The following is a 24,275-nucleotide window of genomic DNA, read 5'->3' as shown; positions in this document are numbered from 1 at the left end:
TCCCTTTTCTTAAGGTACCAAGGTTCATTAAAAGAGGAAAGAGGAGGAGGGAAAATGATAACAGACTATTCATGGTATCCAAACACTTTTTTCACATATTAAAAGTATGGTATGGCCAACAATGTTTCTAAATATGGAGGAAACAATGAAAAGATTGAGTATTATCGTATTGATGGTTATTACCTTGGTTTCGCTCAGTGCAGCAGGCACAAGTGAATCAGGGAATGTTGCAACAACATCCTTCAACTGGATTGAAGGACCATCCGTTGATGGCCTCCCAGGAGTAAATCCCCTGAAGGTCAAGGGAAATATCATCACCGCTGGTAGTTCCACCGTCTATCCCCTTTCCGAACGAATGGCTGAACGCTTCAAGGAAGAGGGTTACAGTGGGGTCATTACCATTGATTCCATCGGAAGTGGAGCAGGATTTGAACGTTTTACGGTTTCCGGTGAGACAGACATCTCAAACGCAAGTCGCCGTATCAAGGCAAGTGAAATTGAGGATGCAAAGAAAATTGGAAGAAACCCAATTGAATTCAGGGTGGGTACCGATGCGCTTGCCGTTGTGGTAAGCAAGAAGAATACCTTCATCAAGAATGCCACCATGGAAGAGCTTGGAAAGATTTTCAGCACCGCTAAGACTTGGAAAGATGTGAATCCATCGTATCCTGATGAGCCGATTCAGCGATTCATTCCAGGAACCGACAGTGGTACATTTGACTACTTCGCTGAAGAAGTATTCAAAAAGAATCCTGAACCAATGCTTTCTGCCAGTCACCTGCAGCTAAGTGAGGATGACAACATCCTGGTACAGGGGATCAAGGGGAGCCCCTATGCAATCGGATTCTTTGGCTATGCATATTACAATGAGAATGCCGATTCGCTCAACATACTCAGCATCAATGGGATTGAAGCCAGCAAGGCGAATGTGGACAACAACTCCTATCCGCTCGCTCGACCACTCTTCCTCTACAGTGATGCAGAGATCATGAAGAGCAAGCCTCAGGTTGCAGCCTTCCTAGACTTCTACCTCAGCTATGTCAATGAAGAGATTACTAAAGTTGGCTACTTCCCTGCCAATGAGGATGAGCTGAATAAGGCTCGTCAGACTTGGTTAGAGGCCACCAAAGGTGCATATTAAAGCACAATGTAGTGAAGTTGGCCGCATTGTTTTGATGCGGCCAATTCCTATGAATAGAGGATATACAGTATGACACAAAGGCATATCACCCATCCTTTTGGGAAAAAGCACAGGTTGCACGAACAGGTTATTGAAACAATCCTGTTCCTTTGTGCACTTTTCTCTATCTTGATTACAGTTGGGATTGCGGTGATTCTCGTTCGGGAATCCTTTCTCTTTTTTTCAGATCAAAAGGTCACGCTCGTTGGCTTTCTTACTGGTAAGACGTGGCAACCCATGATCGACTTGTTCGGTTTTCTTCCCTTGTTGAATGCAACCATCATTACTAGTGTAATCGCCATGGTGTTTGCTATTCCCCTTGGGTTGTTTGTGGCAATTTACCTTGCCGAGTATGCGACTGACAAAGTCAGGGGAAGACTTAAGCCTATTCTGGAGGTATTAGCCGGGATTCCCACTATTGTTTATGGCTATTTTGCCCTTACATTCATGACCCCGTTGCTCCGCTCGATTTTTGGGCAGGGGACGGTTGAAATCTACAATACTGCCAGTGCAGGTCTGGTTATCGGTATTCTTGTGCTCCCCATGATAGCTACCATGGCTGAGGACGCCATCTCTGCTGTTCCCCAGGAGTTGCGCCTTGCAGGTCTTGCTCTTGGCGGTACGAGGATTGAGACCACGTTCCGTGTTGTCCTTCCTGCAGCTTTGAGTGGGCTTAGCGCAACCTTCCTTCTGGCTCTCTCTAGGGCTATTGGGGAGACCATGATCGTAGCCCTGGCGGCAGGGGCGGGACCAAATATGACATTCAACCCCTTCGAGGCAGCTGAAACGATTACTGGCTACATTGTGAGAATCAGTGGTGGGGATGTGAGCTATAACTCGGTTGATTACAACAGTATTTTTGCGCTTGGATTGGTGCTGTTTATCATCACCTTCACGTTGAATCTTATCTCAAGAAAGGTTTCGAGCCTTTTCTACCAGGAGTATGAATAATATGCAGACAGAATCGATGTTTGGCACCAGAGCAGAAAGCCTGCTCTTGTTACAAAAACGCTCTCGAGTATCGATGATCTGGAAAGTGATATTTATCTTTGCTACAGCAGTGGCAGTTTTGTTCTTACTTTTGTTGCTTATATCGGTGATTGATTCCGTTTTTGGATACATCGTTGTTCGCAATGAAGTAGAAGTTAGTGCATTGGTCAGTGGGGCTTCCTCCCTGGATGAGCTTTCACGTTCCCAATTGGAGGAAGCGGCAAAGAATAACCTGTCCAGCGGAATACTGAGAAGGGTGGAATCTGAGAAGCCGTTAGCAGAAAGAACCGATCGTGAACTCAGATCCTTGATCGAGCAATATATCATTAAGCCATCAGTTCTCAAGAGTTGGGGGCTCTGGGGCTCAATCACAAAACAGGATGAGATCGGTGCATTTATGGCTGATCAAGCAGATTCCTATCTCATTTTCAAAAGTTGGATAACCCCTGAGTTCCTCATCAATGATCAGTCTGCAAATCCTTTGAATGCAGGTATTCGTACTGCAATGTTGGGTTCACTTTGGATCATTGCCATTACCTTTTTGCTTGCTTTCCCCATTGGGGTGGGCTCGGCCATCTACCTGGAAGAGTATGCAGATGATACAAAACTGAATCGTCTGCTCCAGCTCAATATCTTCAATCTCAGTGCAGTGCCATCCATCATCTATGGGCTCCTGGGGTTGGCTGTATTCGTGCGAGCCTTGGAGGGGGTGACCAGTGGGGCAATCTTCTCCTCAGTTGCCGATACTACTGCAAATGGAAGGACGATTCTCAGTGGTGGCCTTACCTTGGGATTGTTGGTATTGCCGATCATCATCATCAACACCCAGGAAGCCCTCAAGGGCGTTCCTGACTCACTGAGGATGAGTAGTTACGGGGTGGGTGCCACAAAGTGGCAGACCATCTGGAGCCATGTGCTTCCTGCCAGCTTTGACAGGATTTTAACCGGGACGATTCTTGCCCTTTCCAGGGCATTGGGAGAGACTGCCCCTTTGGTGGTCATTGGAGCATCGACGTTCATCAGTGTGGACCCTGCAAGTATTTTCTCGAAGTTCACTACATTGCCAATCCAAATTTACCAATGGTCGGCACGTCCCCAGGGTTCTTACCGCAACATTGCAGCCGCAGCCATCATTGTACTGCTGGTACTTTTGCTTGTGTTGAACAGTGGGGCGATATATCTTCGGGACAAACTCTCCAAGAAAAAAAGGATGGCAGCATGAAAGTAATGCAAGCAACAGAAGTAGAAAATTTTGAATACTTAGGGAAGTCAGAAACAGTGGAGAAACAGAAAATCATAACATTGGAGGATGTAAATATCCATTACGGTAGTTTCCATGCAGTAAAGGATGCTTCCTTACCAATTTATGAGAAACAGGTTACCGCTTTTATTGGTCCCTCTGGTTGTGGAAAAAGCACTGTACTGAGAAGCATCAATAGGATGAATGATATGATTAGAGGGGCTACTATTGATGGCCAGGTCCTGTTTCATGGTCAGGATCTCTATGCAAAGGATGTTGACCCTGTTTTGATCAGGAGAAGCATCGGCATGGTGTTCCAGAAACCTAATCCGTTTCCAAAATCCATTTATGAAAATATTACCTGGGGTGCAAAAATCAATGGATTCAAAGGGGACTATGATGAGCTGGTGGAGACCAGCTTGCAGAAGGCTGCTCTCTGGGATGAGGTAAAGGACAAACTCAAGCAGAATGCACTACAACTCAGTGGAGGGCAACAACAACGTCTTTGCATCGCAAGGACCTTGGCGGTCCAACCTGAGGTCATCTTGATGGATGAACCGGCTTCTGCGCTTGATCCCATTGCAACAGGGCGCATTGAGGAGCTGATTCTTGAACTGAAGCAATACTACACAATTGTCATTGTCACCCATAACATGGGCCAAGCGTCGCGTGTTTCAGACAATACAGCGTTCTTCATGGTTGATGAGGGACGTACCGGTTATTTGGAGGAGTATGCTCCAACCGAGCAGCTGTTCCTCAACCCGGCACACAAAAAAACGGAAGAGTACATCTCCGGAAAATTCGGTTGATCCTGGGAGGGAATCATGGACCAAACTATCAGTAAGCTTGATGAGAAGATGCAATTCTTCCAAGAGATGCTCATTCAAATGGTAAACAGGGTGGAAGAAGCAATCTATCAAGCACAATATGCGTTTCGAAACCACGACGTGGAGTTGGCTAAGAAAGTCATTACAAATGACTGGTTCATCGATCAACTGCAGGAGATGGTGGAGAACGACGGGGTACGCCTCCTTGTAAGTGAAACCCCCTACGGTCATTACATGCGCCATATCATTGCAGGAATCAAGATTGTTTCCAGCTTGGAGCGAATGGGGGACCATGCCTCTCATATGGCCAAGATGGCAAGTAGTGAAGAGGAAGCAATGTTTATCCCGTTTGTCGAACGTATCAGCGAGATGGCGCTCCTTGGCGCTACCATGACGCGCAAGGTTGTTGAAGCATTCATTGACGTGAAAGCAGAGAAGGCTATAGAGGTGGCACTACTTGATGACAAGATGGATGCAGAGCGGGATGCCTTGAATGCTGACCTCTTCGCTCTCAGACCAGAAACGGAAGCAGAGATGGAGCGAATACTCAACCTCTTCTACCTGACAAAGGAGATGGAACGATATGGAGACCATGTGACCACCATCTGCCGCTGGATTGTGTACATGGACAAGGGCCAGCGCCCAAAGCTCAATGGACCAAAGAAGACTGAGTAGAAGACTCCACAGCCCAGATTGCTATCGATATCCTCCCGCAAGGGGGGATGTCTTTTAGTGCTTCCGGTAGAGCTCCTCACTACGTTTTTGCAGATCCTTCAGCTGCCCTCCCATTCTTGGTAACATGATGGTAAAGGTGCTTCCTTTTCCCACTTCGCTCTCAAGGGAGAGTCTGCCTCCATGCACCTGCACGATATGTTTCACGATGGATAGGCCAAGGCCTGTGCCACCTTGACTCCTGCTTCTTGCTGCATCGACTCGATAGAATCGTTCAAAGATTCTATCCTGGACATCCTTAGGAATTCCAATGCCATGGTCCTGGATACTGAAGGTAATGTGTTCTTCGCTTACGGTGGCAGAAAGAAGCACCTTTGATCCCGCCTCAGAGTAGTTCAAAGCGTTGATGACCAAGTTAGTCAGCGCTTGTGCGATCAAGTTCTCGTTGACGTAGAGCAGGAGATTTTCAGGATTACTGGAAGTAATCTGGAGGCTGCTGCCTCGTTCCTCAAAGCGATAGGTACAAGCTTCTTCAGTCTCTCCCACTATTTGCTCGAGGGTGGTCCAGCTCATGGATGCCTTGTGCTGTTCTTGCTCCAGGCTGCTGAGCAACAACAAATCCTCTACCAGCTGTCTCATCCGATTTGCTTGTCTACTGATGATCTTTGAGAAATGTTCAATCTCTTCCGGTTTCTTGGTTTCTGTCAGTGCCTCTGCGAATCCAGCGATTGAGGTGATGGGTGTCTTGAGCTCATGGCTTACATTTGCCACAAAATCTTTGCGAATTTGTTCTAGGTGTTTCAATTCTGTCATATCATTGATGGAAAGCACCACTGAGTCGATGAGACCTTCACCCGATCGTACAGCACAGGTGACCATTCTTAGTTCCCTGACCTGCTGTTTTCCCACAATCCGTGCTGTCTGCCCGAAGAGATGTCCATACTGTTCAATAGTGAGTTCCCTTTCTTCCCCATCCCGTAGGGTGGCATTGCAGAGTGAGCGTACTTCATTGGAACTGATAAGATGGGAAAGGTTTTTTCCGAGCACAGTGCCTTCCTGTTCGGTAAAGAGCAAGCGTGCTTCACTGTTTGCCACTTTTACGTTCAGATGACGGTCAAGAAGAAGTATTCCTTCGCTAAGGCTGTTGAGAATAGCCTCCACTTGATTTTTCCCAAACTCCACCTGGGAAATTTTTTCTTGGATCTCTTGGGCCATCTCTTCCATGGTGTGGGAAAGCTCAGCCAGTTCTTGCGGTGAGGTGAGATGTAGCCTTGCCTGTAGGTCTCCGTTTGCATACTTGCGGGCTAAGTCCTTCAAGCGGTCGAGTGGACGGGTGATCATGGAAATAACAAAGAACATGAGCAGTACGAAAAAGAGTACCAGGACTCCAATCCCTCTGAAAAAGAGGCTTTGGTAGGTTGCCTGATACCCTGCTAGCTGGTTGAGTGTCTTGGAGACTCGTAGTACTGCAATGGTGGGATGCTCTTCCAACGCTATAGCCCAATAGAGGACGGGTAGGTTTTGGGTGCTGCTTCTTCGTTCACTAAAAGCTTTCCCGTTCATCAATGCTGCCTGCACCTCTTCACGGTAGAGGTGGTTGTTTAATTCTGCGATGTCATAGTCGGAGTCAAACAGGACTACGCCCTCTTTATTGATAAGGGTGATCCTGGTTGCCGTAGAAGCTGCATAGGAGTCAAAATGTTCTAGCAACCAAGGCTCAGAAGAGTCCTTTACCAATGTTGCCAGATAGTCGGCCTTTGCAGAGAGTTCAGCATAGGTGGTCTCCCTAATGGTAGTGGAGAACGCACGATTCGCAATCCACATACTGCCCAAGAGCGAACAGACAAGAACGAGAAAGGTAGTCAACGCCAAACGCGCACGAATGCTTTTGTATTGCATAATTCTCCTCAGTTGATTCTACCAACGTTGGTTTGGGAAAGACAAGGGAATCGTATAGTATTCATACTTTCTTCATAGTTTCCGCCCCCTTTTCCCTTTTTTCTTTCTGTGGTACTGTTTCCTTTATTCCCCAACGGAGCGAGAGGAAAGGAATCAGCAGGAAGGTTCCTCCCCCGAGCGAGGGCCGGGAAAGCAAGGTGAGATACCCCGTGCCTTGGGGCGGAAAAGGAGGCAACGCCTCCTGAGTCCAGGGCTTGCCCTGGGGTATTGATACCTTTCATTATCAATGAATGGAGTTTGCAATGAATCTCACGGTGCAGGAAAAAGATCCTGCTGGTCTCTATGATACCCCTCTATTACATCAATCGTATTTCTGGTCCCAAGTAAAAGAGAACCAAGGATACCACACCAAAGCATTTGATATCAAAATACCACTTTCAGAACTCAAAGGGAAACCAGGATCTTCCTATATCCTGGATGACATCCTTGTGCAGTTGATCCCGGTAAATCGGCACCAGAGCATCGGATATGTTCCCTACGGGCCGGTGTTGAATCCAGATGAGGAAAAAATGGGGCCCTTCCTGGAAGAGCTCTCGATAAACCTTCGTGCAAAGCTGCCTTCCCACTGTCTTTTGCTGCGATACGACCTCCCTTGGCAGTCCATCTGGGAAGAGGATGAAGATGTCTCCCTCTCCCTGCAAAACCTTCGCCTCAATTGGGGGACGAGAGACAAACAACTCAGAAAAGCAGTATCAAATCAGCTCCCCAGCGATACCATGTTCGTGAATCTGCAAGGAAGCGAGGAGCAAATCCTCTCTGGAATGCATCACAAGACCCGTTACAATATCAGACTCGCACTTCGAAAAGGGGTAGAGGTCCGCCAAGTGGGAAGAGACCACCTTGAGATCTTCTATTCGCTGTATGAGGAAACCTGTGAACGGAACAGGATAACCTTGCATGACCGCTTCTTCTTTGATGCTCTCTACAATGCTGAGGATGAAGGAGCAGGAATTGTGCTCTTGATGGCATTCTTTGAAGGGCAACCACTCAGTGCCATGTTCCTCAGTCGTTCATCCCGTCGTGCGACCTATCTCTACGGAGCATCCTCATCCCAGAGGAGGAACTCCATGAGTACCTATGCCCTGCAATGGTATGCCATCCAGTTGGCTAAGCATTGGGGGTGTACCGAGTATGACCTTTTTGGTGTTTCTCCCTCTCAAGGAAAGCATCACCCGATGAGTGGCCTCTATACCTTCAAAAAAGGATTCGGAGGAACGGCCTTCCATCGAATGGGATGCTGGGACTTTGCCTATGATGAGGAACAAGCTTCCCAGCTCTTTGCCTATGAGATGGTGGGAGAAGGGTATCACCTGCGCTGAAAAAGCAGGGTAGCCACACCACCACAGATCATACCAATGTTACCAGCATGTTCATTGCTCAGATCGTAGGTAACTACATGGTCGTTCATTTGAGCATCCATGAGCATCCGCTGTGCTTCCTTGATTGCTCGTGCCTCAATCGCTCCACCCCCAACCGTTCCCATGAGAGTCCTGTCTGCAAACAGGGCAAGCTGGAAGCCGACTTCGCAAGGAGCCGATCCGTGCTTTTCCACTACCCGTACAAGAATATGGCTCTCTCCGGTAGCTTGTTTCGCAAGTATTCGTTCATCGAGCCTGACAGCTTGTTCGTTCTTGCGGTATTCACTGATGACTTGGGCAAGAATGGAGAGGGCAATCTCTGAAGAAGTCACGGCTCCAATATCCAACCCGATAGGAGCCTTTACGGTTGCGAGTTCTGCTTCACTGTAGTGTTCTTCCCGCAGTGCATCAAAGGTGTTGGCAACCTTCTTCTTGCTCCCGATCATCCCGATGTATGCGTGGGGCAGGCGAAGTGTTTTCTTCAGGCAGAGCCGGTCATAAGCATGGCCTCGCGTGGTGATGATGAAGTAAGGTCGGATCCACGATTGCTGTGTTCCCAGGACCTCTTCAAACGGGGCGCAAAGACAGGTGGCTTTAGGAAAGCGTTCCTGATTACAGAAATCAGGGCGATCATCAACAATCGTTACCTGCAGGGCGAGGTCCACTGCCAGATGGTAGAGATCAAGGGCAATGTGACCCCCTCCAAAGATAACCAAATGTACATCAGTGGCAAGTCGTTCCGTGAGATAGCTGGGATCATTCCAGTCATGATTCCTTCTAGAATGGGTTGCGATGACCGTATTGTGTTGCAGAAGTGCTTCATCACCGATATAAGGGCCCTGCAAGACAGTTCTTCTTTCAACGGTGTCAATCTTCAATGCTTCGAGTAATTGTTTATAGTACTGTTGTGAATCCATGGTCCCCCCTGGTAAAGGCTGTCATTTTGCTTAATACTACAATATCCATTGCTTATAGTAAAGAATAATGGAAGCGTGTAAGAAAAACACCTGGTGTTGTTTTTCTTATGCTCTGCTGAGGAAGCCGTCGATGGCCTCCAGCACTGCTCCCCCGATAGCCATGGCTTTTTCACTGACTGTTAAGTGGTCAGAACGTTCGCCCCGGGGGTCGATGTCAGCGATCTTGAAGTGCTGGGGCACCTTCAGCCCATTGTTCAGCAAGCCTCTGAGTTTTCCGTCGATGGTTGCGATGACATCTACATCACCCACCTTTGCAATGACCTCGCCTTGCTTTACCATGTCGCCAATCTGGTGGTCACTGTTGAAGATTCCTTCTGCAGGGCTGTGGATGACGCGCTCTTTACCAAACCCTTCTATGACTCCAGGGGTTCCTGTATTAGCCATTGCTGAACCTTCGCTAAGGATTCTGGCAAGGCTATGTCCTCGCATCGTTTCAATGACAAGGTCACAATCCTGTTTTGCCACAAAGCCAGGGCCAAGGGCGATAACCAGAGGAGCATCCGTGATTTTTGTACCGATATTCTTCTTTGCCATGATGGCATCTACCACACACACGGGTTTGATTCTCTTGATCTGTTCTCCCTTAGGGTCAACTAGGACAGGGATGATTCCTGCATCAAGCTTTGTATAGGCGTCCTTCAAATCATTGCAACGGGAGGCTTTCACCCCTTCTATCACCACTGTACCACTGTATATTGCCTGTGCAATACTGACTGTTCTCCTGATAACGGTAGGTTGCTCGGTTTCCAACACCAAGACATAATACCCCGCTCTAAAGAGACGGAGGATGACACCTGTAGCCAAATCTCCACCACCACGTACGACAATCATCTTGTTTGCCTGGTGCTTGAGACTTTGCCCACTGCGATTATTGAAGACCTTCATGACCTCACTCAGTACGGAAAGGGCAATCTCCTGGGGAGTCTCGGTACCGATATCCAGTCCAATTGGGCAATGCAACCGCTTGAGATCTTTCTGTTCGAGAGAAAGTGAAGCAAGCAGTTTTTTCGCCTTGTGCCTCGAACCAAGTACCCCGAGGTAGGCAATATTCCTTCTGAGCAACAGCTTGGTGGTTTCTGGGCCAAAGGCATGACTTGCGATGATACATGCTGTGTATTCGTTGGTTTCAATGTTGTTCAGCGCTTCTGCAAGTGTTGGTGCAACCTCCCTCTTCTTTGAAAAGGTAAAGAGGTCTTCGGTGGCAAAATCTTCACGAGTTTCAACTACCTGGGTAGGAATTCCAACGAAGTGGGCAAGTTCCGCGATTGCTTGGTTTACATGTCCACCACCGATTAAGAGAAGATTGTGGTAATTCACCGGGAGACTGAGATGACAGGTCCATGAACCGGTATCTATCAAGGTGGAAGTCTTTTTATTCAGTGCTTCCTGGGCATAACTGAGAAATGTAGGATGTACATCCCCGATGGTTGCCCCTCCTTCACAGAGTCCGAGCAATGTAACCGAAGGTTGCATCTGGAGGCCGAATACATGGTCAAGCTCATAGGACTCCCATCTTCTGAAGCCGATGAAGGCCTTCCAATCCTCCTCCCTGGTACAGTGGAGGAGAAAGAGATACACAACCCCAACACTTACTTCGTCCTCTGTCTGAACAGTGAAGTGGATGTATCGATATGCCTCATCAGCGCTGATCAGATTGAGGGACTGGCTGAGTACATACGCCTCAAGTTCTCCTCCCCCGACGGTCCCGGTAATCCTTCCCTTGGTATCAATAACCATCGATCCTTGACTTCTGCTGGTGGACCCCTCAGTCTTGATGATGGTTGCATACACAAATTCCTCTTTGTGTTCACTCAAGTATGCTGCTACTTCAAATACAGTGTGTTTCATATAATATTCCTTTCTATGAGAACATTTTGTTCAAGGGAACCAAAAAACAAAGGAAGATTCGGGAACTGAGTGCGGATGTTCTCAATCTTGGTTCGATCGGTTCTCTCTGCCTGGTTGAAAAGGATAGCACAAACGCCTTTCATACGTTTCTGCATTCCCTCGGGGTGGGTAAGCAACAAGGAATAGGTCTCCTCATCGATGAGACGGTCATCCAATGACTCACAGCCAAAACAATGCTCACTGAGACTCTGGCCGAACAGGGAAAAGGATGCAATTGCCAGAGTCGCTGTAGTAAAGCTGGGTACAACTGGGTCTTTCCCGCTGTGAAGTTTCAGTCCCCTTCCACGTGCACCATCCGCTTCAAGTATGAGAACGTCATAGTATTCTTTCAGTCGTTCTAGATCTTCAAGGGGAGGCGCTTCAGCCTTGATGGGGCCACGTTTTGCGTAGAAAACCCGCTCTCCCTTCTTGCATGGATAAGAAAAGACCGCCTCATCCCAAAAATAGTGGTCACAGTGGTAGTCTCTGTCTTCAGGGTGGCGTACCTTCGTGGTTGTGGAAACAAGTACCCGCTTCTGAAGTGCTGCATACGCCTCAGAGAGCTGAATCAGAGCAGTAGTCTTTCCCCCACTTCCGGTGATGCAGATGCAGCTCTCATTGCCAGAGAAGTGCTTTTGCAGGGATTCTATCAATGTCGCCATGCTTTACTGTAGCACCACAGCTGGTGTTCTTGCAACTATCGCCCTGATTTCTTTCTGCACTGGTTTCCTCGCTGTACCCGGTTACACTGGAACAATGAGCAACATTGAAACTGGGTTTGCAGGAGCCGATATTATTGGAAATCGTTATGTGTTATGTGTTATTGACCACGAAGGCAAGCATCCTCACTATGCACGAGGACGATGTGATACAGTAAAGGGAAGGGAGAAGTTCTTTGCCTCCATTCCACCCCATACACCACTTATGATAGTGGAGTCTGAACTTGCTGTTCTTTCCTTACACCTCCTTGGTGAGGCGAGTGTGTTCATACAGAAGGAACGGGAAGGCTATGCAGTCTGGGAGAAAGCGGGAGTACAGCGCGGGGAACGTATGGCCCATTTTGCGGCTAGCATCCTCCATACAACTTCCACTCAGATTCCACTTACAGAAAAACAGCAACTGCAACTGTTGGAGATGCAAGGAAGAGAGTTGGAAAGGATACAGCGCATTACCGATTCAAGTCTCTCCATCATAGGGAAAATCCAAGATGAGAGTGCAACTGATGCTGATGTTTCCCATGCCTTTGAAAACGAGTATCAAAGTAGGGTGGGACAGCTTATGGCTGAGACAGAGGAAAGTGAAGAGCCTTCCCCGTTTGCAGAGGATGATGCAAGTTTTCTTGCCGAACTCTACCGATTGCTTGAGAAGGTGCATTGAACTGGCTAGTGTTTGTAGGTGTACCCAATTCCCCAGATGGTTTTGATCCTTGTTCCATATGAGCCTAGTTTCTTTCTCAGCGTTGCAATCTGAACATCAATCGATCGGTCAGTTACCGGGTAATCATCCCCTTTGACTTTGGTGATTATCTGGTTTCTGGTGAAGACTTGTTCAGGGTTCGATGCCAGTAGATACAGCAATGCGAATTCAGTAGCAGTGAGCTCAATCTCATCCCCATTGATGAGGCATTGATGTTTCTGCTGGTCCATGCTCAGACCATCGGTTTGCACCATCCTGTGGGGTTGTTCAAGTTCCTGAGTTCGTCTGAGCACCGCACGAATCTTACTGGCAAGGACTTTTGCACTGAACGGTTTGCTTAGGTAGTCATCTGCGCCCAGTTCCAAGGCAGTAATGATGTCACTCTCTTCCCCTCGTGCTGAGACTACAATGATGGGTACTGGATTGTTGAGACTGTAGCGAACTGACTTGATAGTGGAAAGCCCATCAAGGATTGGCATCATGATATCAAGTACAATCAAGTCAACAGGGTGACTTTTCAATATATCCAAAGCGAAGGCACCATGTTCAGCTTCCAGGACTGTGTATCCGAGAGAAGCAAGCGTATACCGTTCCAATTCCCGAATATCAGCATCATCCTCAACAACCAAGATAGTTTCCATAGCCATACACTACTTGCAATGTACTGTGAAAGCAAGATTTCCCAAGTGAATTCATACATTTTTCATAGATCCGATGCACAAAAAACCACGCTGGAATGTCTCCTGCGTGGTTTGAATAAGAAAAATTGCAGATAGTTAGCGCTGCTTTACCAAAATTGTAGCTAATTCTGGGTCCTTTGCGATGTCCTTCTGAAGGGCTAGCTCCCTGCTCTTGTTTACATAATCCTTGTCTTCAAAGGTGTAATGGAAATTGGTATGCACATCATAGGTTCCAGTCATGAGTGCATATGCATCCTCAGTCATGACCAACTCCTCATCAGTTGGAATGACCAGAATCTTGACCTTTGAATCATCGGTATTGATCTCAAATTCTCCGTTTCTGCTGAAACAGACCTTGTTCTTATGCTCATCGAGCTTTGCCCCGATGGCTTCCAAGCCCTGGCAAGCACCAAGACGGATGTGGGGAGCCATCTCGCCTACACCTGCAGTGAAGATAATCGCATCCAAATTGCCACCAAAAAGGGTAGCATAGCCACCGATGTACTTTGTAATCCTACGGGTTTCCATCTTGATGGCAAGGGCTGCTTTCTTGTCCCCTTCCTTACTTGCTTTGAGTACGTCCCTACGGTCACTCTTGCCGCATAAGCCGATCAAGCCACTCTTCTTGTTGAGAACAGTGTCCATCTCTTTTGCACTCATGCCGGTGGTTTCCATCATGTAAGGAATGATTGCAGGGTCGATGTCTCCGCTTCGTGAACCCATGATAAGGCCCTCAAGTGGGGTAAGCCCCATGGAAGTGTCAATACATACGCCATTCTTAACAGCACTGATGGATGCTCCGTTACCGATATGGCAGATGATGACATTTGTATCTTCATTTTTCTTTCCCAGCAAGACCGCCGCTCGCTTTGCGCAGTAAAGGTGGCTGGTTCCATGGAAGCCGTAGCGGCGTACATTGTAATCAGTATACCACTCGTAGGGAACAGCATACATGAATGCTTCCTCAGGCATGGTCTGGTGCCATGCGGTGTCGAGGATAATGGCTTGTGGAACAGAAGGCATTGCTTTTCTGGCTGCTTCGATGCCCATGATATTGGCTGGCATGTGCAATGGTCCAAGATGTATGACCTTCTTCAATTGTTCAATGACTTCATCGGTTACCAATGCAGACTGCTTGAAAACCTCTCCACCGTGCAGCACACGGTGTCCAACAGCCCCAATTTCCTTCAGGTCACTGATGACTCCATACTCATCATCAAGAAGCATCCTTATGATCAATTCAATTGCTTCTTTGTGAGTAGGGGAGGAAAACTCTGCATGATATTCCTCTTTGCCATTTGCTTTATGCTCAATGGTGGAATATTCCAGCCCAATGCGTTCTACGACACCAACAGCAAGAATATCTTTGTTGACCCAATCGTACACCTGGTACTTGGCAGATGAACTGCCACAGTTCAAGGTTAAAATTACCATGAATGACTCCTATTATCTCTCTATAACACTTGGTTATTTGATTGTAAAAAGCGCCCTTCTATTAAAACACTATTGCACATAATAATCAACATGAAGCAAAAGAAGAAATGATAGTTCTTTTCACCTTATGAAGGTATTTCTCTTTCTATGTTTTTCCCTACTGCCGTTCCTCTTGCACGCTCAAACGACGTTACAAGGCTCTTTCTCTCCCTTACAAGAGAAGACCAACCTGGTATATCGAGTGCAGGAAGGAAGTGTAGATGTACGTTGCAAACTCTCACTTTCCTCTTCGGGAATATCGGCTGAACCGACTGGTTCCTACAAGGGAGATGGTTGGAACATTGTCTGGAAGCCGAAGCTCTTCTTGGGGAAAACGTGGTTCAGCAATACCTTAGAGACCAAAGACTTCAATCTCTCCTACCTCTACGATGATAAGCAACGCAAGGCTTTCCAGATATCAGGGAACCATGGTGCATTTGCCTATGTGCTTGCCAATTGGCAAGCTTCCATCCCCTCTGTGTATGCATGGCAGGGAAAGGGCGGGAGCGTGTTCTGTTTTTGGAATGCAGAGAGTTCCCATGCAAAGCTCAGTCTCGTTTGTGCTTGGGCGGATGGAGAACGGTTTTCCTTGTCCCACGACATCTCCTTAGCAGAGGGAACACTTACATTTGATTGGAAGTTCAGTGGGAATACACAACAACAAGCACGTGCGGTTGCCTTGGCAATGAAAAGTCAGAATCTAAGGATAGCGTGGCGAGCTGAGATACAGGCTGGCTCCCCTCCAGTTTTTGGAGGACAAAAGCAAGCAATGGAACGTTCTGTTCACTCCAAAATAAGCTATACGCCTGGTAATTTCACCTTGGAAGGCTCACTGCAGAGTAGGGTGCAGACCAAGATGCCTGGAGGACAAGAAGAGCGGACCAGTTGCCAATTGGCAGGCACATGGAAACACTATAGTATCAATGTTGTGTGGGACAGCATCGATGGGAAGGCTTTAGAACTGGAAGCCGAGCAGGGGAAACTGCAGATTAGCAAGGACGGTATCACTTTTTCTCTGCTGCTGAAAAAAGGCCCCCTGTCGCTTGCCATCAAGAGAGATACCAAAGAGAATCTTTCTCTTACATACTCATTTCGATTTACCAGTGGCCCAGATACTGAATCTCTTCTTCCAAGGTGATATGCAATTCCTTCTGCACGGTGGTCTTGATGTACTCGATTAAAGCACGTACGTCTGCGCTGGTAGCCTTCCCCTCCTTGTTGATAATGATATTGGCATGCGTTGGGGAGATGCTTGCACCTCCGATGGTATGTCCTTTGAGGGCACATGCATCAATGAGTGCAGCGGCTTTTTTTCCCGCAGGGTTTTTGAATATTGAACCAAGACTTGGATAGTCATACAGTCCTTTTTGTTTGCGATGTTTCTTGATTGTATCCTTGCGTTTTCTTATCTCACTGGTTTGTGTGGTGGGCTTCAAACGGAATCCAGCCTCATAGATAATCAAGTCATCTCTGCCTGTGAAAGGGGATTGCCGGTAGGAAAACTCATCATGATGGATCTGCATCCTATGGAGTTTCCCATCCAGTGTCATATAGTCGACATAGTAGAGCAGGTCTCCAATTTGTACACCGTTTGCGCCGCTGTTACCATAAATGGCCCCACCCACGGAGCCTGGAATACCCCCTAACATTTCCAGTCCTTCCAATCCATCTTCTATTGCCTGGGAGATGGCGTGTTCCAAAGGGCATCCGGATCGGACACAAAACATCTCACCCATTACGTGCCTGCTGGCAAGGTGGTTGGTGAGAATAACGAGGCCTTCAACACCGTTGTCACTGATCAAGGTATTGGTTGCCCCTCCTAGAATTGAAAGCGGTAAATCGTTATTTCTTGCATAGGTAATTAAGAACCTGAGTTCCTCAAAATTAGCGGGATAGGCAGCCCATTGGGCATTTCCCCCACATTGAATACTGCTGTGTGACCCGAGTTCCAGATTCTCTATGAGTAGGTGATCAAGGTTGATTTTTTCAACACGATTGCTTACATTGGTAGCCATGGAGACATCTTACCCCCTTTTTTTGGGGTGGGCAACCTAAAGGAGCTCTCAATGCCTGTCTTTCTCTATAATACCATGAGTCGTAGTTTGGAAGCATTTGAACCACTACACGATAAGGAGGTAGGCCTCTACTCCTGTGGGCCTACTGTATATAATTATGCACATATCGGGAATCTGAGGACTTTTCTGTTTGAAGATCTCCTCAAAAGAACGTTGCTGATTTCTGGTTTCAAGGTAAACCATGTCATGAACATCACCGATGTCGGGCACTTGACCGGAGATGGGGATGAGGGCGAGGACAAAATCGAGAAGATGGCAAACCAGAGTCATAAAAGTGTCTGGGATATTGCTCAGTTCTATACAGATGCATTTTTCAGGGATTATGACGATTTGCATATGATTCGACCCAATGTGGTCTGCAAGGCAACCGACCACATTCAACAGATGATTGATCTGATCAAGAGGCTGGAGGAAAAAGGCCATACCTATGTCAGCGGCGGCAATGTCTACTTCAGTATTGACTCAATACCCGACTATGGCAAACTGGCTCGATTGGATCTTGATTCACTCAAGACTGCTGTCCGTGATGATGTAAGCAGTGACGACAACAAGAAGAATCCCAAGGACTTTGTGCTCTGGTTCACCAAGAGCAAGCATGGGGAGCAAGCAATGATGTGGGACTCCCCATGGGGAAAGGGATTCCCCGGCTGGCATATTGAGTGTTCGGCAATGAGTATGCACTATCTTGGAGAGTCCTTTGACATCCATTGTGGTGGAATAGATGCAATCCCTGTTCACCATACCAATGAGATTGCTCAAAGTGAAGCAGCCACCGGCAAGCCGTGGGTAAAGTATTGGATGCATGGTGAATTTCTCCTTGATGAGACGGGGAAGATGAGCAAGAGCAAAGGGGAGTTCCTTACCCTTGATTTACTGAAGCGCAAAGGCTACGATGCAATGGATTACCGTTACTACTGTTTGGGAGGCCATTACCGTAGCCAGTTGAAGTTCAGCTTTGAAGCGCTTGATACTGCTCGTAAGGCCCGTAAGAATGTACAGGATCGTATCCAAAGTCTGCTGAGAGAGGGTGCCAAGAAGGTTCCTTTGACGAGTGAGAAAGCTCTGCAATACCAAGCGACATTCCTTGAACATGTGCAACATGACCTGGGAAGTCCAAGGGGGCTTGCTGACCTTTGGGGGGTGTTGAAGGATGAAGCGTTGGACTGTGATGAGCGGTACACCCTCATCATGTTCTTTGATCAGGTGTTTGGTCTGGGTTTCGCATCTGTTGAGCTTCCGGAGAGAGAAGATTTCCCATCCGAGGCACTCGCACTACTCGAGAAGCGACTGCAAGCTAAAAAGGAAAAGAACTGGCAGCTTGCAGACAGGTTGCGTTCCGAGTTGGATGCAATGGGCTACCGTGTCAAAGACACCCCAACGGGAAGTTCTTTGGAAAAAAAGATGTAACTTGGTTACTGGTGAGTTGTTAACGTTATGGAAATACAAAGCAACGATGAGCGAGCCTTTCGGCAAGTATATGAGCAGGTATTCCCGATACTGATGCGTGTTGTTTATCACGTTACCAATAATCAGGATCTTGCTGAGGAGATTTGTCAGGAAGCTTTCATCCGGTTCTTTGACAAAGGTATGGAGTTCGCTACCCTCAATGATGCCAAGTATTGGTTGATTAGGGTTTCGAAAAATCTTGCCATCAATCAAGTGAAGCGGAAAGCCCGTGAGATGAGCATGGTGGATAAATTGAAAAAATATCCAGCCACCGGGGCAAACCATTCCGATGGATCTCAGGTATTGATGGAGAAGGAGACCAGGAAACTTGTTCAGGAAGCAATCGATCAGCTGCCGGAAAAGTTTCGCCTAGTCATTGTGATGAAAGAGTACACCGATATGGACTACAAGCAGATCGCACAGGTGTTGCATATTTCTGAAAGTAACGTGAAGGTACGAGTCTATCGGGCACGAAAGATGCTTGAGTCGATTCTCAGCCAGGAGTGATGTGAATGTGTGTCGATGACGAATTGTTGAATACCTATCTTGATGGCGAATTACAGGAGCCTTGGAGAACGCAGGTCCAAGAACACCTGGGTTATTGCAATGCATGTCGTCAAAGGCTCGAGCAGCTTCGCGCCCTTCACCAGAAAGTTGCCGATGCTGTACTGCCGGATTCAGAAATTTCTGTTCGGCAGGAACGTGTGCTCCAATATTTTGAAAAAAACCGTTTTTCCTCTTCCAATAAGAAAATGCACATTTTTCGAAAGAAAATCCAGGTCAGGCTTGTTCCTGCCTTGATTACCTCTGCGGCAGCATTTGTCGTGGTCTTTATCGGAGCTTTTGTTCTCTTTGGGAACAACTCCCAGCAGGGACAGGAAATCCTTCCTGGAGTTGCATCCCAAATTGATAGTGCCCATATACGACAAGTAACAGAAGTGCAACAGCCTTCCCTTGATATGTTCAGTCTGGAACAAATTGTCCAGCATCTTGATGCAATGGGATATGCAGTTAAGCTGGAGGTGAAGGCGGTTACTCCTCTCGAATAACAGTCTATTTTTGTTCGCATGCCGAAGGCTCTACATTCACTTGTAGAGCCTTTCCTATTTTGGTACTATGGGGAGACTCATTTCCCCTGTAGGAGGCATATTGTGAAGGCTGTTGAGTTACCAAAGGCCTATGATCCCAAACAGTTTGAGGATCGAATTTACCAGCAATGGTTGGAAGAAGGGAAGTTCAAACCCGTACAAGGCAAAGAACCTCCGTTTACTATCGTCATGCCTCCCCCTAATGTTACGGGGATATTGCATATGGGACATGCCTTGAACAACTCCCTCCAGGATATCCTTACCCGTTACTACCGGATGAGTGGAAGAACAACCCTCTGGGTTCCCGGTACTGACCATGCAGGCATCGCAACCCAGAACGTGGTGGAACGACAGCTTGCGAAAGAAGGATTACGTCGCCAGGATTTAGGCCGCGATAAGTTTTTGGAGAGAACCTGGAAGGTGAAAGAGAAGCACCATGGCATTATCACAGACCAATTGAAGAAGATTGGTTGCAGTTGTGATTGGGACCATGAACGCTTCACAATGGATGAAGGACTGAGTCAGGCTGTACGGGAAAGCTTTGTCACGTTGTACGAGCGTGGCTTGATCTACAAAGGTGAGTACCTGGTCAATTACTGCCCCCACTGTGGTACAGCCCTTGCTGATGATGAGGTTGAATACCAAGAGGTTAGTGGTTTTCTCTATGACGTGCGATATCCCTATAGTGATGGAAGCGGCTACAGTACTGTTGCGACCACAAGACCGGAGACGATGTTCGGCGATGTGGCGATTGCAGTACATCCCGATGATGAACGCTATACCCATCTTGTTGGCAAGTTGGTTGATCTTCCCCTTACTGATAAGAAGATTCCCATCATTGCAGATAGTTTTGTAGAAATGGGGTTTGGCACCGGCATGGTGAAGATAACCCCTGCGCATGATCCGAATGACTGGCAATGTGGTATTCGGCATAATCTGGAGAAGGTCAATGTACTCAATCCTGATGGTACGCTCAACGAAAACTGCCCTGAAAAGTACCGGGGTATGAGTGCAGTCGATGCCCGCTCCGTGGTGGTTGAAGATCTCAAGGAGCAAGGGTATCTGGTCAAGGAAGTTGTGCACAACCATGATGTTGGCCACTGTTATCGTTGCCATACAGTAATCGAGCCATACCTTTCCAAGCAATGGTTTGTAAGAATGGAAGGAATGGCAAAGAAGGCTTTGCAGGCTTGGAAGGATGAAGAGATAGTTTTCTATCCCAAGCGTTGGGAACATACTTACACCCACTGGCTGGAGAACATCCATGACTGGTGTATAAGCCGCCAGCTCTGGTGGGGGCACCGCATCCCGGTTTGGGAGTGTCAGGATTGTAATGAAATTATTGTAAGCCGTGATGATCCCACTTCCTGTCCCAAGTGTGGTTCCACGAATCTCATTCAGGAGAGCGATGTACTCGATACTTGGTTCAGCTCATGGCTTTGGCCATTCAGTACTCTTGGTTGGCCTGAGAAAACTGCTGACCTGAAGCAGTTCTTCCCAACCAGTACCTTGGTTACCGGGTATGATATTATTTTCTTCTGGGTGAGTCGTATGATCATGGCTTCCTTGGAATTCCTTGGTGAGGTCCCGTTCAAGGACATCTATATTACCGGCTTGGTACGTGACAAGCAGGGAAGGAAAATGAGCAAGAGCCTCGGCAATGGTATCGATCCATTGGATGTCGTCTCCCAGTATGGTGCTGATGCAATGAAATTCACGCTTGCATATATGGCTACCCAGGGGCAGGATATTCTCATCGATATGGAAACCTTCAAACTAGGGAGCCGTTTTGCCAACAAGGTTTGGAATGCTGCTCGCTTCCTCTTGATGAATCTTGAAGGGGTCGAGCTGGGTGAGATAGCGAAGGTTGAGTTCAACACACTGGACAAGTGGATATATCATCAGCTCAATGAAGCAACAGTAACAATCAAGGGGGCCATTGAGAACTATAAGTTCAATGATGCTGCACAGGCTGTCTATGATTTTTTCTGGAATGACTTCTGCGACTGGTATGTAGAGAGTGCCAAACGTGGCTTGTATAGTGAAAATCTTGGGGAAAAACAGAGACAGGTGACCATTCTCCTCGACCTGCTTGCAGAATCGATGCGTTTGATGCACCCCTTTGTTTCTTTCATCAGTGAGGAGATTTACCAGAAGCTTCCCAATGTACATGACCAGCTGATCGAGAGTACCTATCCAGTATTCCAGGAAGAGAGGGAGCATAAAGCGGAGGCTGCGCTTGTGCAGCGGATGCAAGAAGCTGTTACCGGCCTTCGGGCGATGCGTTCTGAGTTGGGCATTCCCATTGAGCGAAAGATCAGGGTGGTAGTAACGTTTGACAAGGATTTCTTTGCTTCAGACTTCTTCACTGAACAGAAAGCATTGATGGCTACCTTTGCTGGGGCTTCCTCTATAGAAGTGGACAGCAGTGATGCTATTGATGTCAGTGGGGCATTCCCTGTGGCAGGTACTGGCTATGAGATGTATGTGTTTGTCAGGGAAGCAATCGATGTAGAGAAAGAGATTGCACGGCTTGAGAGTGATTTGGACAAACATACCAAGAACCTCGCCAAGGTCAGAGCCAAGCTCTCCAACGAGAAGTTTATCCAGAATGCAAAAGAGGAAGCTGTCGAGAAAGAGAAGGGCAAGGAAGCTGAGTTTGAAGAGAAGATTGAGAAAGGGCAGAAACACTTGGCCCTGCTCAAGAGTTTCCTGTAACAGAGAAACCGAGATAGTACTACAATGTCCCCCTGAAGCTAGAATGTTCAGGGGGATTTTGTGTCCGTTGGTTATGAATAAAGAAATAGACGCCCTGTCTGGGCGCCTGAAAAACGAGTAAGGACGTATTATTATTCGCCTTTCTCTGCCTGAATTTCTTTTCTGCGCTCTTTTGAAAGCTTTGCAATTTCAGCCAGAGCCTTGCGAGCTCTTGCAGCCGATACCTTGACTCCCTTCTCGGTGAACTTCTGGTTTTCTGCCAGGTAGGTCTCATACTGCGCAACAATCTGCTCGTGAATAGTCATGTATTCCTCCATGTGTCTAGGTTAATTCATTCTACCATGGATTCACTCTTACGCAAGGAAAAAACCTGTATTTAACGCGTTAAAACGCCATTTTTACGATATTTTGCGACCTTTCCATGTAAATCCCTTCCCGGTGAGCACCAAAAAGAGTCCATGGAAGTACATCAGCACTACAGAGAAAACGGTGACATGCGCCAAAAGAGCCGAAGAAAATGAAAATTTGAAGAACCGAGCATTGACTATCCAGGCAGATAGAAAGAGTAGGATACCGGCAAGGCTGGGCAGAATGATAATCATCGATGCACCAGTAAAAGCAAGGAAGAGGGAAATGAAAGGAGAGAAAGCGAGGAGGAGCAACACCAGTACAATTACCAGAATTAGGATGGTCCTAAGCCATCCTCGCTTGACTACACCGGTAATGGAACGTTCCAATCCATGGAATGCTTCTTTGCAAGTAGGAAACATTTCACAGGAGAGTGCATCACTCATCGGTGCGAATATCTGCTTCTCCTGAAATTTTGTACAACTCCTCGCTAGTTGGACGTCGTCACAGATTTCGCCCCTGATGTGAGAAAAACCTCCCATATGGTCAAGGGCAGAGCGTTTAAGAAACATATACTGCCCGATTGCCATGGCAAACAAGGAGAACTGGAACCGTTCCTGGAGTCTGAATGGGACGAAAAGTGTTGGATTGAACAGTATTGCACTTACCAGCAATTCAATACCCAGGTTCTTGGTAATCTGCTTAGGGTATCCACTCAACATTGATGCATTATGAGCTTGTAGGAGAGAGAACCCGTAGGTGATCGAGTCTGGGGTGTGTATTGTGTCGGCATCTGTGAAAAGCAGATAGTCACCTTTGCTTGCCTCATAGAGCTGTTGCATTGCGTAAATCTTCCCTCTCCATCCTTGTTTGAGTGGCTTTCCTGGAATGAGACGGATACGCTCATCATCGAGGCAAAGTGCCTGTACTACCTTGGATGTCCCATCTTCTGAATCATCGTCAAGGATGAGAATTTCAAGGTTCGTATGGTTTTGCTTCAACAGTGAACGCACACAAGGTCCAATGGTGCTCTCCTCATTCCTTGCCGGAATCAAGACACTCACCAATTCTGATGAAGACTCGATGCGTTTCGTACGCTGAAGGTCGGAAAGATAACGGATATTTGAGCGGGTGAGGATGAAAGCGTATATACCCAGGGCACCTATCAGTAGAGAGAAAACCATGCTCATAGTTGCTCCTCTGTTTCCCGGATGTATCCATCTAGGGTGGGGTCGAACGCATAGAGCGCTTTAGCTGCGGTAAAGTACCCCAGCGCATTGTCCCACTCTGTCCTCTCCATACAAATCCGCCCTATGCCTACATAGATGCTTGCGAGGTCCCAATTGCTGAGTTGGGAACCCCCTTCCTCTAGGAGGAAGAGAAGAAGCGAAAGTGCTTCTTCCTTGTCTCCCCCTGCAAAGGATGGCGCATAGAGAAGGCTGTTTGCTTTCATCAATATGGCATAGACCTGGCTTGGATACTGTGTGTAGGCTTTCTTGATCTTGGAATTACTACTGATCCCTTTTACAAGTCTTGATGGGTTGATAAGGTAATGGATGGAATCTATCTCTGCTTCACTCATCAGATGGAAAAAAGGGGTATCACTCAATACATTGAGGGATTTTTCAGCTTCGCTCAACAGCTCCTTTGCCCTCTGTATATCTGGTCTTTCCAACTCACTGTAGAGTCTCGCAAGCAGCGTCGAGCTCCGTATAACAAGTACAGCCTGTTTTTCTTTAGGAAGCAGCGGTGTAGAGAGAAGCTGTTGGCGCAATAGTTCTCCCTTTTCCGGATTTCCCTGTCCAATTACCGCATCGATGAATTGTACGAAGGGGGCGTGCTCACTGAGAAAGCCATAGTCATCAGAGAGAGAACCTGCAGCACCAAGTGAATACGAGAGAAGGCAAACTACATGTAAAGCGATACATATCCTCCGCATGG

General features: G+C 47.3%; 23 protein-coding genes. 12 read left to right on the top strand and 11 right to left on the bottom strand.

The window, feature by feature from the left end; translation table 11 throughout:
* Nucleotides 1-145 precede the first annotated feature (145 nt).
* The 5 genes from DYP60_RS06035 (at nucleotide 146) to phoU (ending at nucleotide 4,912) form a co-directional block, all read left to right on the top strand.
* Nucleotides 146-1,141 carry a PstS family phosphate ABC transporter substrate-binding protein gene (locus tag DYP60_RS06035; RefSeq protein ID WP_117329991.1) on the top strand — a complete coding sequence of 332 codons (996 nt, stop codon included), beginning with the start codon at nucleotides 146-148 and terminating at the stop codon, nucleotides 1,139-1,141.
* A gap of 69 nt (nucleotides 1,142-1,210) precedes the next feature.
* Nucleotides 1,211-2,131, top strand: a complete 921-nt coding sequence (gene pstC, locus DYP60_RS06030) for a phosphate ABC transporter permease subunit PstC (RefSeq protein ID WP_117329990.1) — start codon at nucleotides 1,211-1,213, stop codon at nucleotides 2,129-2,131.
* Nucleotides 2,124-3,392 carry a phosphate ABC transporter permease PstA gene (pstA, locus tag DYP60_RS06025; RefSeq protein ID WP_240622833.1) on the top strand — a complete coding sequence of 423 codons (1,269 nt, stop codon included), beginning with the start codon at nucleotides 2,124-2,126 and terminating at the stop codon, nucleotides 3,390-3,392. Before pstC ends, pstA begins: the two co-directional genes overlap by 8 nt.
* Nucleotides 3,393-3,397: 5 nt before the next feature.
* Entirely contained in the window at nucleotides 3,398-4,219 is an 822-nt protein-coding gene (pstB, locus tag DYP60_RS06020; protein WP_117330068.1) for a phosphate ABC transporter ATP-binding protein PstB, read from the top strand.
* Nucleotides 4,220-4,234: 15 nt separating this feature from the next.
* The gene (gene phoU, locus DYP60_RS06015) at nucleotides 4,235-4,912 is read left to right on the top strand and encodes a phosphate signaling complex protein PhoU (RefSeq protein WP_117329988.1); all 678 of its coding nucleotides are present in this window, start codon (nucleotides 4,235-4,237) and stop codon (nucleotides 4,910-4,912) included.
* Between the two features lie 54 nt (nucleotides 4,913-4,966).
* On the opposite strand, the gene DYP60_RS06010 is transcribed toward phoU, so the two are convergent.
* Both DYP60_RS06010 and DYP60_RS06005 read right to left on the bottom strand, forming a co-directional pair.
* Nucleotides 4,967-6,808, bottom strand: a complete 1,842-nt coding sequence (locus DYP60_RS06010; RefSeq protein ID WP_117329987.1) for a HAMP domain-containing sensor histidine kinase — start codon at nucleotides 6,806-6,808, stop codon at nucleotides 4,967-4,969.
* A gap of 8 nt (nucleotides 6,809-6,816) precedes the next feature.
* Complete coding sequence (locus DYP60_RS06005; RefSeq protein ID WP_117329986.1) at nucleotides 6,817-7,089, bottom strand: hypothetical protein; 273 nt, start codon at nucleotides 7,087-7,089, stop codon at nucleotides 6,817-6,819.
* Between the two features lie 21 nt (nucleotides 7,090-7,110).
* On the opposite strand from DYP60_RS06005, the gene DYP60_RS06000 reads away from it, so the two are divergent.
* Complete coding sequence (locus tag DYP60_RS06000; protein WP_117329985.1) at nucleotides 7,111-8,187, top strand: lipid II:glycine glycyltransferase FemX; 1,077 nt, start codon at nucleotides 7,111-7,113, stop codon at nucleotides 8,185-8,187.
* Here the strand turns inward: DYP60_RS06000 and DYP60_RS05995 are convergent.
* The 3 genes from DYP60_RS05995 to yqeC all read right to left on the bottom strand — a co-directional run bounded on the left by DYP60_RS05995 (nucleotide 8,175) and on the right by yqeC (nucleotide 11,752).
* Nucleotides 8,175-9,143, bottom strand: coding sequence for an XdhC family protein (locus tag DYP60_RS05995; RefSeq protein ID WP_117329984.1), 969 nt, complete (start codon nucleotides 9,141-9,143; stop codon nucleotides 8,175-8,177). The two genes, DYP60_RS06000 and DYP60_RS05995, sit on opposite strands and share 13 nt — an antisense overlap.
* A gap of 105 nt (nucleotides 9,144-9,248) precedes the next feature.
* Complete coding sequence (gene yqeB, locus DYP60_RS05990; RefSeq protein ID WP_117329983.1) at nucleotides 9,249-11,051, bottom strand: selenium-dependent molybdenum cofactor biosynthesis protein YqeB; 1,803 nt, start codon at nucleotides 11,049-11,051, stop codon at nucleotides 9,249-9,251.
* Nucleotides 11,048-11,752 (bottom strand): selenium cofactor biosynthesis protein YqeC, encoded by a 705-nt coding sequence (yqeC, locus tag DYP60_RS05985; protein ID WP_117329982.1) that lies wholly within the window; start codon nucleotides 11,750-11,752, stop codon nucleotides 11,048-11,050. The genes yqeB and yqeC overlap by 4 nt, the downstream gene beginning before the upstream one ends.
* A gap of 94 nt (nucleotides 11,753-11,846) precedes the next feature.
* Between yqeC and DYP60_RS05980 the strand changes: the two genes are divergently transcribed.
* Nucleotides 11,847-12,467, top strand: coding sequence for a hypothetical protein (locus DYP60_RS05980; RefSeq protein WP_133299297.1), 621 nt, complete (start codon nucleotides 11,847-11,849; stop codon nucleotides 12,465-12,467).
* Between the two features lie 5 nt (nucleotides 12,468-12,472).
* Here the strand turns inward: DYP60_RS05980 and DYP60_RS05975 are convergent, their stop codons facing one another.
* Nucleotides 12,473-13,147: a response regulator transcription factor gene (locus DYP60_RS05975; RefSeq protein WP_202384362.1), complete on the bottom strand. Its 675-nt coding sequence runs from the start codon at nucleotides 13,145-13,147 to the stop codon at nucleotides 12,473-12,475.
* Nucleotides 13,148-13,282: 135 nt separating this feature from the next.
* Complete coding sequence (locus DYP60_RS05970; RefSeq protein WP_117329979.1) at nucleotides 13,283-14,620, bottom strand: acetate kinase; 1,338 nt, start codon at nucleotides 14,618-14,620, stop codon at nucleotides 13,283-13,285.
* Between the two features lie 241 nt (nucleotides 14,621-14,861).
* Here DYP60_RS05970 and DYP60_RS05965 point away from each other — a divergent pair, with 241 nt between their 5' ends.
* Complete coding sequence (locus tag DYP60_RS05965) at nucleotides 14,862-15,797, top strand: hypothetical protein (protein ID WP_133299296.1); 936 nt, start codon at nucleotides 14,862-14,864, stop codon at nucleotides 15,795-15,797.
* On the opposite strand, the gene murB is transcribed toward DYP60_RS05965, so the two are convergent.
* Nucleotides 15,757-16,674 carry a UDP-N-acetylmuramate dehydrogenase gene (gene murB / locus DYP60_RS05960; protein WP_117329977.1) on the bottom strand — a complete coding sequence of 306 codons (918 nt, stop codon included), beginning with the start codon at nucleotides 16,672-16,674 and terminating at the stop codon, nucleotides 15,757-15,759. The two genes, DYP60_RS05965 and murB, sit on opposite strands and share 41 nt — an antisense overlap.
* A gap of 51 nt (nucleotides 16,675-16,725) precedes the next feature.
* Between murB and cysS the strand changes: the two genes are divergently transcribed.
* The 4 genes from cysS to DYP60_RS05940 all read left to right on the top strand — a co-directional run bounded on the left by cysS (nucleotide 16,726) and on the right by DYP60_RS05940 (nucleotide 21,986).
* Complete coding sequence (cysS, locus tag DYP60_RS05955; RefSeq protein WP_117329976.1) at nucleotides 16,726-18,141, top strand: cysteine--tRNA ligase; 1,416 nt, start codon at nucleotides 16,726-16,728, stop codon at nucleotides 18,139-18,141.
* A 27-nt stretch (nucleotides 18,142-18,168) separates the two neighbouring features.
* The gene (locus tag DYP60_RS05950; RefSeq protein WP_117329975.1) at nucleotides 18,169-18,687 is read left to right on the top strand and encodes an RNA polymerase sigma factor; all 519 of its coding nucleotides are present in this window, start codon (nucleotides 18,169-18,171) and stop codon (nucleotides 18,685-18,687) included.
* 5 nt (nucleotides 18,688-18,692) lie between these two features.
* Complete coding sequence (locus DYP60_RS05945) at nucleotides 18,693-19,229, top strand: anti-sigma factor family protein (protein WP_117329974.1); 537 nt, start codon at nucleotides 18,693-18,695, stop codon at nucleotides 19,227-19,229.
* Between the two features lie 102 nt (nucleotides 19,230-19,331).
* Entirely contained in the window at nucleotides 19,332-21,986 is a 2,655-nt protein-coding gene (locus DYP60_RS05940) for a valine--tRNA ligase (RefSeq protein WP_117329973.1), read from the top strand.
* A gap of 131 nt (nucleotides 21,987-22,117) precedes the next feature.
* Here DYP60_RS05940 and DYP60_RS14185 read toward each other — a convergent pair whose 3' ends face one another.
* The 3 genes from DYP60_RS14185 to DYP60_RS05930 form a co-directional block, all read right to left on the bottom strand.
* Entirely contained in the window at nucleotides 22,118-22,291 is a 174-nt protein-coding gene (locus DYP60_RS14185; protein WP_165849519.1) for a hypothetical protein, read from the bottom strand.
* Nucleotides 22,292-22,384: 93 nt separating this feature from the next.
* Complete coding sequence (locus tag DYP60_RS05935; RefSeq protein WP_117329972.1) at nucleotides 22,385-23,524, bottom strand: glycosyltransferase family 2 protein; 1,140 nt, start codon at nucleotides 23,522-23,524, stop codon at nucleotides 22,385-22,387.
* Complete coding sequence (locus tag DYP60_RS05930; RefSeq protein WP_117329971.1) at nucleotides 23,521-24,273, bottom strand: hypothetical protein; 753 nt, start codon at nucleotides 24,271-24,273, stop codon at nucleotides 23,521-23,523. Before DYP60_RS05930 ends, DYP60_RS05935 begins: the two co-directional genes overlap by 4 nt.
* Nucleotides 24,274-24,275 lie beyond the last annotated feature (2 nt).

It is taken from the genome of Sphaerochaeta halotolerans (genome assembly GCF_003429665.1).
Taxonomy (GTDB): domain Bacteria; phylum Spirochaetota; class Spirochaetia; order Sphaerochaetales; family Sphaerochaetaceae; genus Sphaerochaeta; species Sphaerochaeta halotolerans.
This window is presented reverse-complemented; position numbering and strand designations above follow the sequence as displayed.

What these genes read in the sequence shown, in the direction of transcription:
- DYP60_RS05935 (WP_117329972.1), bottom strand. Translation starts at nt 23,524, where the DNA reads ATGAGCATGGTTTTCTCTCTACTGATAGGTGCCCTGGGTATATACGCT.
- pstB (WP_117330068.1), top strand. Translation starts at nt 3,398, where the DNA reads ATGCAAGCAACAGAAGTAGAAAATTTTGAATACTTAGGGAAGTCAGAA.
- yqeB (WP_117329983.1), bottom strand. Translation starts at nt 11,051, where the DNA reads ATGAAACACACTGTATTTGAAGTAGCAGCATACTTGAGTGAACACAAA.
- DYP60_RS05945 (WP_117329974.1), top strand. Translation starts at nt 18,693, where the DNA reads ATGTGTGTCGATGACGAATTGTTGAATACCTATCTTGATGGCGAATTA.
- pstA (WP_240622833.1), top strand. Translation starts at nt 2,124, where the DNA reads ATGAATAATATGCAGACAGAATCGATGTTTGGCACCAGAGCAGAAAGC.
- phoU (WP_117329988.1), top strand. Translation starts at nt 4,235, where the DNA reads ATGGACCAAACTATCAGTAAGCTTGATGAGAAGATGCAATTCTTCCAA.
- DYP60_RS05950 (WP_117329975.1), top strand. Translation starts at nt 18,169, where the DNA reads ATGGAAATACAAAGCAACGATGAGCGAGCCTTTCGGCAAGTATATGAG.
- DYP60_RS05970 (WP_117329979.1), bottom strand. Translation starts at nt 14,620, where the DNA reads ATGGTAATTTTAACCTTGAACTGTGGCAGTTCATCTGCCAAGTACCAG.
- pstC (WP_117329990.1), top strand. Translation starts at nt 1,211, where the DNA reads ATGACACAAAGGCATATCACCCATCCTTTTGGGAAAAAGCACAGGTTG.
- DYP60_RS06035 (WP_117329991.1), top strand. Translation starts at nt 146, where the DNA reads ATGAAAAGATTGAGTATTATCGTATTGATGGTTATTACCTTGGTTTCG.
- DYP60_RS05930 (WP_117329971.1), bottom strand. Translation starts at nt 24,273, where the DNA reads ATGCGGAGGATATGTATCGCTTTACATGTAGTTTGCCTTCTCTCGTAT.
- DYP60_RS05980 (WP_133299297.1), top strand. Translation starts at nt 11,847, where the DNA reads ATGAGCAACATTGAAACTGGGTTTGCAGGAGCCGATATTATTGGAAAT.
- DYP60_RS14185 (WP_165849519.1), bottom strand. Translation starts at nt 22,291, where the DNA reads ATGACTATTCACGAGCAGATTGTTGCGCAGTATGAGACCTACCTGGCA.
- DYP60_RS05995 (WP_117329984.1), bottom strand. Translation starts at nt 9,143, where the DNA reads ATGGATTCACAACAGTACTATAAACAATTACTCGAAGCATTGAAGATT.
- DYP60_RS06010 (WP_117329987.1), bottom strand. Translation starts at nt 6,808, where the DNA reads ATGCAATACAAAAGCATTCGTGCGCGTTTGGCGTTGACTACCTTTCTC.
- DYP60_RS06000 (WP_117329985.1), top strand. Translation starts at nt 7,111, where the DNA reads ATGAATCTCACGGTGCAGGAAAAAGATCCTGCTGGTCTCTATGATACC.
- yqeC (WP_117329982.1), bottom strand. Translation starts at nt 11,752, where the DNA reads ATGGCGACATTGATAGAATCCCTGCAAAAGCACTTCTCTGGCAATGAG.
- cysS (WP_117329976.1), top strand. Translation starts at nt 16,726, where the DNA reads ATGCCTGTCTTTCTCTATAATACCATGAGTCGTAGTTTGGAAGCATTT.
- murB (WP_117329977.1), bottom strand. Translation starts at nt 16,674, where the DNA reads ATGGCTACCAATGTAAGCAATCGTGTTGAAAAAATCAACCTTGATCAC.
- DYP60_RS06005 (WP_117329986.1), bottom strand. Translation starts at nt 7,089, where the DNA reads ATGAAAGGTATCAATACCCCAGGGCAAGCCCTGGACTCAGGAGGCGTT.
- DYP60_RS05975 (WP_202384362.1), bottom strand. Translation starts at nt 13,147, where the DNA reads ATGGAAACTATCTTGGTTGTTGAGGATGATGCTGATATTCGGGAATTG.